At 55.5% G+C, this 7,616-nt stretch carries 4 protein-coding genes; all 4 read right to left on the minus strand.

The annotated features are described in order from the left end of the window. Positions 1-341: 341 nt before the first annotated feature. The gene (gene cobN / locus PN477_RS14880; protein WP_272121178.1) at positions 342-4,169 is read right to left on the minus strand and encodes a cobaltochelatase subunit CobN; all 3,828 of its coding nucleotides are present in this window, start codon (positions 4,167-4,169) and stop codon (positions 342-344) included. 74 nt (positions 4,170-4,243) lie between these two features. Then, entirely contained in the window at positions 4,244-5,011 is a 768-nt protein-coding gene (locus PN477_RS14885; protein WP_272121180.1) for a choice-of-anchor K domain-containing protein, read from the minus strand. A 135-nt stretch (positions 5,012-5,146) separates the two neighbouring features. Continuing rightward, on the minus strand, positions 5,147-5,905 hold the full coding sequence (locus tag PN477_RS14890; RefSeq protein ID WP_272121182.1) for a TIGR03943 family putative permease subunit: 759 nt from the start codon (positions 5,903-5,905) through the stop codon (positions 5,147-5,149). A 70-nt stretch (positions 5,906-5,975) separates the two neighbouring features. After that, on the minus strand, positions 5,976-6,986 hold the full coding sequence (locus PN477_RS14895) for a permease (protein ID WP_272121184.1): 1,011 nt from the start codon (positions 6,984-6,986) through the stop codon (positions 5,976-5,978). Positions 6,987-7,616: the final 630 nt, after the last annotated feature.

Consider the following 7,616-nt stretch of genomic DNA (forward strand, 5'->3'; position numbering starts at 1 on the left):
AAAGCCCCAGAGTGGAAACAACTTGGGGGTGTTGCTGGGCAAAAGTTCCCAGGACACGGTGAGAATGCCGCCTTGTGCAAGGGCTAACGCCTTGTAATAAGACACCTACACCTCGCGCCAGCAGGTGGGGGAGCATTCATACCTTCAGCCTTGAGAAACAAGGGGCTTAAGCCCCTTGCCTGTTTCGATCGGATTGAGGATTGCGATCGCAGGCTCTGGCACGGGCATGGGCGGGGGATTGTCTGGTTTGCCTGTTCCGATCGGATTGAGGATTGCGATCGCAGCAAGGAATCTCAAGTCCTGGCTGGGGTGAGGAGCTTGGGGACGTACTGAACCGGATTTCAACACCGTTCATCTGAGGCGGTTAACGTCTGCTCTACTTGGGCTTCAGCAGCGTGGACAATGTTGCGAAGTTGATCCAAAAGCGCGGGATCAACCTGTTGCCAGAGGCCGCGCTGATGGGCTTCGAGTAAACGCTCGGTCATATCCCGTAAGGCCCAGGGATTTTTCGCCTCGATAAACGATCGCACCGCCTCATCTAAGACATAAGCCTCCGCCACCCCTTGATACATAAAATCCTCCACACAATGGGCCGTCACATCGTAGGCAAATAAATAATCCACCGTCGCCGCCAACTCAAACGCCCCTTTGTAACCGTGACGCATCACCCCGGCGATCCATTTCGGATTGACGACGCGGGAACGATAGACGCGGGTGATTTCAGCGGCGAGGCTGCGGACTTTCGGGTTTTGGGGTTGGGAATTGTCGCCGAAATAGGTGATCGGTTGCTGTCCGGACACATGGCGCACGGCAGCGGTTAAACCGCCTTGAAATTGATAATAATCATCGGAATCCAGCAAGTCATGTTCGCGATTGTCTTGGTTATGAAGAACAATTTGGCGATCGCTTAACCGCCGTTCAAAAGCTTCCGGGGCGGCATGGCCCTGACCTGACCCCGTATAGGCGTAACTGCTCCAGTTCATATAGGCCCGCGCCAAATCTGCATCACTCGTCCAGTTTTGCGCCTCAATCAACCCCTGCAACCCCGCCCCATAGGCTCCCGGTTTCGAGCCAAAAATTCGATATTGGGCGCGGGCTTGGGCTTGGTCGGGGGGGAGTCCGGCGGCCTGCCAATGGGTGCGATCGCACTCCACTTGGGCGGCGAGGGGGTTTTGGTCGGCGGGTTCGTCGAGTTGGGCAACGGTGGTAATGGCGCGATCGAGGAGATCGATTAAATTGGGAAACCCATCCCGGAAAAAGCCTGAAATCCGCAGCATCACATCCACCCGCGGCCGCCCCAACACCGCCAGAGGCATCACCTCAAAATCCACCACCCGCCGCGCCAACCCATCCCAAATCGGCTGCACCCCCAACAAGGCCAGAGCTTGAGCCACATCATCGCCCCCGGTGCGCATCGTCGATGTGCCCCACACCGAGAGGGCGAGGCGGCGCGGATAGTCCCCCTCCTCTTGGGTGTAACGTTCGATCACCCGCTCGGCGGCGACGCGCCCCACTGACCAGGCGGTTTCTGTGGGGATGGCGCGAATATCGACGGAGTAAAAATTGCGGCCCGTGGGGAGGACTTCCGGACGGCCACGGGTGGGCGCACCACTGGGCCCGGCGGGGATGTATTCCCCATTTAAGCCCCGCAGCAGTTGGGTGATTTCGTGGCGGGTTTGGGCCAGGTTGGGGATTAAGGTGGTGGTGATCCAGTGTAATTCTTGGGTGGTGGCGGGGCCTAGTGCCCTCATCCCCGGCCCTTCTCCCACGGAAGCAGGGAGCCTTAAGCCCTCTCCAGCGGGAGAGGGTTGGGTGAGGGTCTGCATAACTTGGGTTTCGATCAGTTCGATCGCAGTTTGTTCGAGGTATTCCACGAGATCGCCAACGGTTTTTTGGGGAGAGTCAGGCGTAGCGATCGCTGTGCTGTAGTCTTCGTTGAGAAGGTCGGGATCATAGCCGAGATCCGTAGCGATCGCCCGCGTCAAGCCCAAGTGATTGAAGCCGGGCGCACGGGCGATCGCAATCACCAAATCCCGCCATTGTCGCCCCGTGGGAACCTGGCCGAAAATATGTAAACCGTCGCGAATTTGGGCTTCTTTGAGTTCGCAAAGATAGCCATCGGCACGGGTGAGAAAGGCCGCGAGAGATTGGCGATCTACAGCATCAATGCCTAAATCTTGGTTAAAGTTGCAGGCTTGGACGGCCTCGGTGATGCGATCGCCGATTAAATTTAACCGCGATGGATCGAGGGTTTGGGCTTCGTAATATTCATCGATCAAGGCTTCAATATGCTGCAATGGCCCGTACAATTCCGCACGGGTTAACGGTGGCGTGAGGTGGTCTAAAATCACCGCTTGGCTGCGTCGTTTGGCCTGGGAACCTTCCCCCGGATCATTGACAATAAAGGGATAAAAATTCGGGATTGCGCCTAACGCAACTTCCGGATAACAGTGATTAGAAAGGGCCAAACTTTTCCCCGGCAACCATTCCAAATTGCCATGTTTGCCCACATGCACGATCGCATCGGCCCCAAACTGCGATCGCACCCAAGCGTAATAGCCGAGATAGTCATGGGTGGGTTCTAAATCCGGGGCGTGATAGTTGAGGCTGGGGTCGCGATCGTAGCCCCGCGAGGGTTGAATTCCGATGAAAAGATTGCCCCATTGCAGCCCCGCAACTTGAATTGCCTCCCGGTCAAATTCCCCCCAGCGAGCAATAACACCCTGTTGCACCGCCTCCGGCAAGGTGGCAAAATAGGCGCGATAGTCCGCCGCACTGAGGGATTGATTCACCCGACGCACGCCCCAACTTTCCGGATCATTGGTCACAGTTGCGGTGAGTTGCCGGATCAGATCATCGCCGTCTTGGGGGATGGTGTCGATCTTGTATCCCTCTGCTTGTAAAGCGTTGAGGATAGCCACACAACTGGCGGGCGTATCCAATCCCACCCCATTGGCAAGGCGGCCATCACGGTTGGGATAGTTGGCAAGGATCAGGGCAACGCGGCGATCGCGCTTCGACTTGCGCCGCAAGTTAACCCATTGGGCGGCGAGGTCGGCGATGAAGGTGATGCGATCGCGCCTCGGTTGATACACCACCAGATCGGTTTCTAACTGATCATGGCGCGTTGCCACAGATTTAAACGAAATAGCCCGCCCAATAATCCGCCCATCGACTTCCGGCAAGGCCACATTCATCGCCACATCACGGGGACTTAATCCCTGCGCTCCCTCCTCCCATTGGGCTTCAGTACCGCCGCTCAAAATGGCTTGAATAATCGGCACATTCAACGCACCCCATAGTTTGGGTTGCTGTTCTTGCCCTAATTTTGCCAGAGAAAAACTGGTGGTATTAATCAGTACATCAATTCCGGCTAATTCTGTTAATAATTCAGCTTGTAATTCCTGGTCTTGTAATGACGAAATAAACACCGGTTGCGGTGTAATTCCCTTGGCGTGTAACGCATCACACAGGGATTGAATCGGGGCGATATTTCCCGCTAAATAATGGGCGCGATAGAATAAAATGCCCACTATTCCGAATGCCCTCATCCCCGGCCCTTCTCCCACAGGAGTAGGGAGGCTTAAGCCCTCTTCTGCGGGAGAGGGTTGGGTGAGGGGTCTTGATAAACGGCCTAAACGGGGCACAGGTTGAGGGGATTGAATCGCGTACTCTGTCCCTAAGCCGTGATTGCTCACCCAGCGCAATCCTTGGGCAATATTTTCTACGCCGCCTTCAATCCAATAGTGCCAAAGTTGATTGACCACCCGGAGGGATGCGGTGGAATGGCTGATCAGTTCAGGATCGGGGCGATCGTCACCGGGCAGCACACAGAGCAATGCCCCGGTTTTCGCCGCCACCTCTTTCACGACTTCTAAGCCATAGGACCAATAGGATCGCCCCCCCAACAGTCGCAACACAATCACCCGCGCCTGACTCAATACCTGGTCGGCGTAGTCGTCAATGCTGAGGGGTTGTTGGAGTTGGAGGAGGTTCGCGGCTCGCACGTCGGGAAAGTCGGCGGGGAGGTTGGGGAGGGCGGCGGCGAGGGTTTGAATTTCGGTGTCGGCGCTGGTGAGGATGATGATCGGGGCGGGGGTTTGGGCGATGAAGATGACCCCATCAGTGTCGGGTGTCCACCCGCCGGGTGTGGCTGCGATGCGGTGCATGAAAATCCTAAAAGTAGGCTAGGGTTCTGATCCTAGCCTACTTTTGAGCGGTCTTCGTGGGTGAGCGGGAAGTGTCAAGATTGACGATGTTTGGCGAGATAGCCGGAACCGAGGGCAGCGGCGATCGCAATTAACGAGCCAGGTTCTGGGGTGCTGGTTACCGGCAGGCTGGTTTTGGGAGATGGCGGCTCAATGACCGTCAATTTTGCATAGAGATAGGCATCGCTGTTGCCCCCTTCTTGGGAGATGAATTCATCCATCAAGTCATCCCCAAACCCGAAGCTAAACCCGGCGAGTTCTAGGGTGTACTGACTGCCATTGAGTTCAAACTGTTCTGTGGCGAGGGCGTTATTCCAGACAATGCGATCGGCGCAGGCGGTCACAGAATAATAGGCACAGGTTCCGCTGTTGGGGGTTTCTTCGATGGCGAGGGTGTAGTTAAAGGTTTTTAATCCCACGTCTGCCAAGTCTAAATTTAGGCTTAAATCCACGGCATAGGGCGCACCGTACCAAATTGTTTTGTTGTAGTGGCGGAGTCGGCCCAGGTTGAAAATATCTCCTGATTGAATCTCTGTTTCACCCACGCCGAGAAAGCCTAAACCACTTTTGCCGCCGGTGGGAACCCAATAGGCGGGATATCCCCAGCGCACTTGGGTTTCACGATCGACGGTTTGATAGTTGATCAAGTCTCCGGCGACGGGATTACTCCAACTGCCGGAGGTGCTGTTGAGGGTGAGGGCGATCGCTTCTGGTGCGATCGCACTGAGTCCGATGGCGATCGCGCCGATCAGGGGGACGGATGGACGCGGAAGATTAAGGTATTGGGGAAGTGATTTCAACATTGTAGAGATCAGGTGAGGAAATATTCAGAATCTGGCTGAAGGAGGGCGATCGCACTGCTCTATTGTTAAGCTAACCCGCCATCTGAGCCAAATCACACCCTAATTCATCCATTGTCTCTTAATTTCCGCCCTTCTTTAAAACTCGTAGGGATCGCGGGGGGTGGGGATGGTTTCGATCGTATCGGCGGCGATCACTAATTGTCGCCGTCCGTCGAGGTCTTCGGTGGTCATCGTGCCTTGGACTTGGAGCCAACTGTCTTGGGGGTAGTCGTCTTGATTGCCGGGGAGTTGCACGGGTAAGCCAATGGGGTAGGCATCGACGGCACAGCAGGAAATCACAAACCGCGACAGGAGCAGATAATTATCCGGCAATGTGGGGGGATGCACCACGAAGCCGGTCACGTCTACGGCTTGGTCGGTGTAGGCATCCGGTTCGGGATAGGCGTTGAGGGTGCGCACCCAGTCAATCAGGCTACGGTCTTCGGGTTGGATGGGGTTGTAGAAGGATTGGGCTTCGACGCGGGTGTAGGGAAGGCTTTCCCCTGCGCCGCGTTGGAGAGCGACTTCACTAGAGAGGATGGCGGGGGGGATGATGAAGCCGAGGATCGCCGTTCCCAGGAGAAGACCTGCCCCTAAGCCGGGGGGAAAGAGGGTGACGTGCTGCATGGGGTTGGTGGGGCGTTGGCTGCGACTGACGAGGCTTTTGGCGCGGAGGGCACTGAGGATCACAAAGCCAATTCCCGCGATAAAAACGAGGAGATTGTAGTTGGGGTGGATCAACAGTTGCAGTTGACCAGCGAGGCGAAATTTGATCAGCAAAAGTCCCCAGTTTAGGAGGGCAAAGACATCAAGCCACGGGGAAATTTTGGGATAAAGGCGTTGTAAACGCAGCATGGCAGCACCGACAAAAAAAAGACAGTAGGGGAAACCGTTGGGCGGCTTGTTGGGGGTTCTGGGGGAAGCTTTAGAAGAAGTAACTGTAGGATAGCGTCAAGAGGAGGGTGAGTTGAGCGGCGATCGCAAACAGATAGATAATCACCCTGGGTTTAAAAATCGACAACAACAGCCCGGCGGCCTTGAGATCCACCATCGGCCCGAAGACCATAAACGCCAATAGTGACCCAGTGGTGAAGGTGGAGGCAAAGGCGAGGACGAAAAAGGCATCCACCGTTGAACAGATTGACACCACTGCCGCCAGCAGCATCATCGCCAAAATTGAGGTGAGCGGCCCTTGTCCCAAGCTCACCACCAATTCACGGGGGGCCAGGACTTGGATCGAGGCAGCGATCGCACTTCCCACCACCAACATCCCCCCCAACTCCCGCAGTTCCATCACCATGTTTTCCAAAAACAGCCGCATATTCGCCGACGAGAAGCGATCGACGGGTTGCGCACGCGGGAGATCATCCGGGGTCGCCATTTCCAAGCGCAACGGGGATTCCCCCTGACCGAGTAAATAGGTTCCCGACTGCAAGAGGGGCGGGCGTTCTGGCTCTTGGCGCGTTTGAATCCGGTATAGTACCCGTTTCGCCAAATCCGGCTGCATCATCGGGCGGGGGTCACGTTGGAAACTAAAAATCCAGCCGATAATCGTCGCCACAATTAACGAAAACACAATGCGCAGCACCACCACTTGGGGCTGATCCCGAAAGGCGACCCAGGTGGCCCAAATCACGATCGGGTTAATCGTCGGAGCCGCGAGCAGGAAGCCAATGGCGACAGAGGTGGGTGCTCCCTGGGTGAGCAATCGCCGCGCCACCGGAACATTGCCACATTCACACACCGGGAACAAGAACCCCACGCAACTGCCAAAAAATGCCCCCAAAATAGAGTTTTGGGGCATCCGTTTGATTAATTGCTGTTCATCGACAAAGAACAGGAGGGCACTGGAGAGAAGAATCCCCAACAAAAGGAAGGGCAAGGCCTCCACTAATAAGCTAATGAAGAGGGTGAAGCCGCTATGCAGTTGACTCATGGAGGGTAAAGTAAGCGATCGTCATGACTGGGTAACAATTTCCAAACATTTCCCCATTCTATCGGGGTGAATCCCGCTTTTGGCCCTCTCCCACCGGCTACGGCTGATCCATAACGCGCCACTGTTGACCTCGCCTGCATTGTTTGATCCCCTGAATCAGGGCAGCGAGCGAGACGATCGCACCACAGAGAATGACCGCAATGCCCGCCAGCGATCGCGCCATCTAACCATCCAAGTTCTTTAACGGGGGCATCTCAGTGATGCAATCCCTCACCCAACCCTCTCCCTCAGGAGAGGGCTTTTTCTCCCTTCTCCGGCGGGAGAAGGGCTGGGGATGAGGGTGATCTCTGGCGAGCCATGGGAATCTGCAAACGTGAGATGCACCCTCTTTAACCCGTGCTCTGAGTTCATTCCATTAAATGTGACGTTTTGTGCCGATGAGCCACGGGGATCGCTTGGCTTAGACTACAGTGCTAATTGAGAATTATTACTATCTCAAGTGTCAAAAGAGGACTCCCGTTATAGCCGAAGGCTTAACGGTGAGATGAATTTTGACCAACCAAGAAAACTGAGCGAAGCGAATCCTACAGGGTTGACTTAGTCCTGTAGGAAAGTTAGGATAAGGGGGAA

It is taken from the genome of Spirulina subsalsa CS-330, assembly GCF_028330765.1.
GTDB lineage: Bacteria > Cyanobacteriota > Cyanobacteriia > Cyanobacteriales > Spirulinaceae > Spirulina > Spirulina subsalsa_A.

Bases quoted from the DNA above. Each gene is read 5' to 3' on its own strand.
- cobN (WP_272121178.1), bottom strand. From the start codon at position 4,169: ATGCACCGCATCGCAGCCACACCCGGCGGGTGGACACCCGACACTGAT.
- PN477_RS14885 (WP_272121180.1), bottom strand. From the start codon at position 5,011: ATGTTGAAATCACTTCCCCAATACCTTAATCTTCCGCGTCCATCCGTC.
- PN477_RS14890 (WP_272121182.1), bottom strand. From the start codon at position 5,905: ATGCTGCGTTTACAACGCCTTTATCCCAAAATTTCCCCGTGGCTTGAT.
- PN477_RS14895 (WP_272121184.1), bottom strand. From the start codon at position 6,986: ATGAGTCAACTGCATAGCGGCTTCACCCTCTTCATTAGCTTATTAGTG.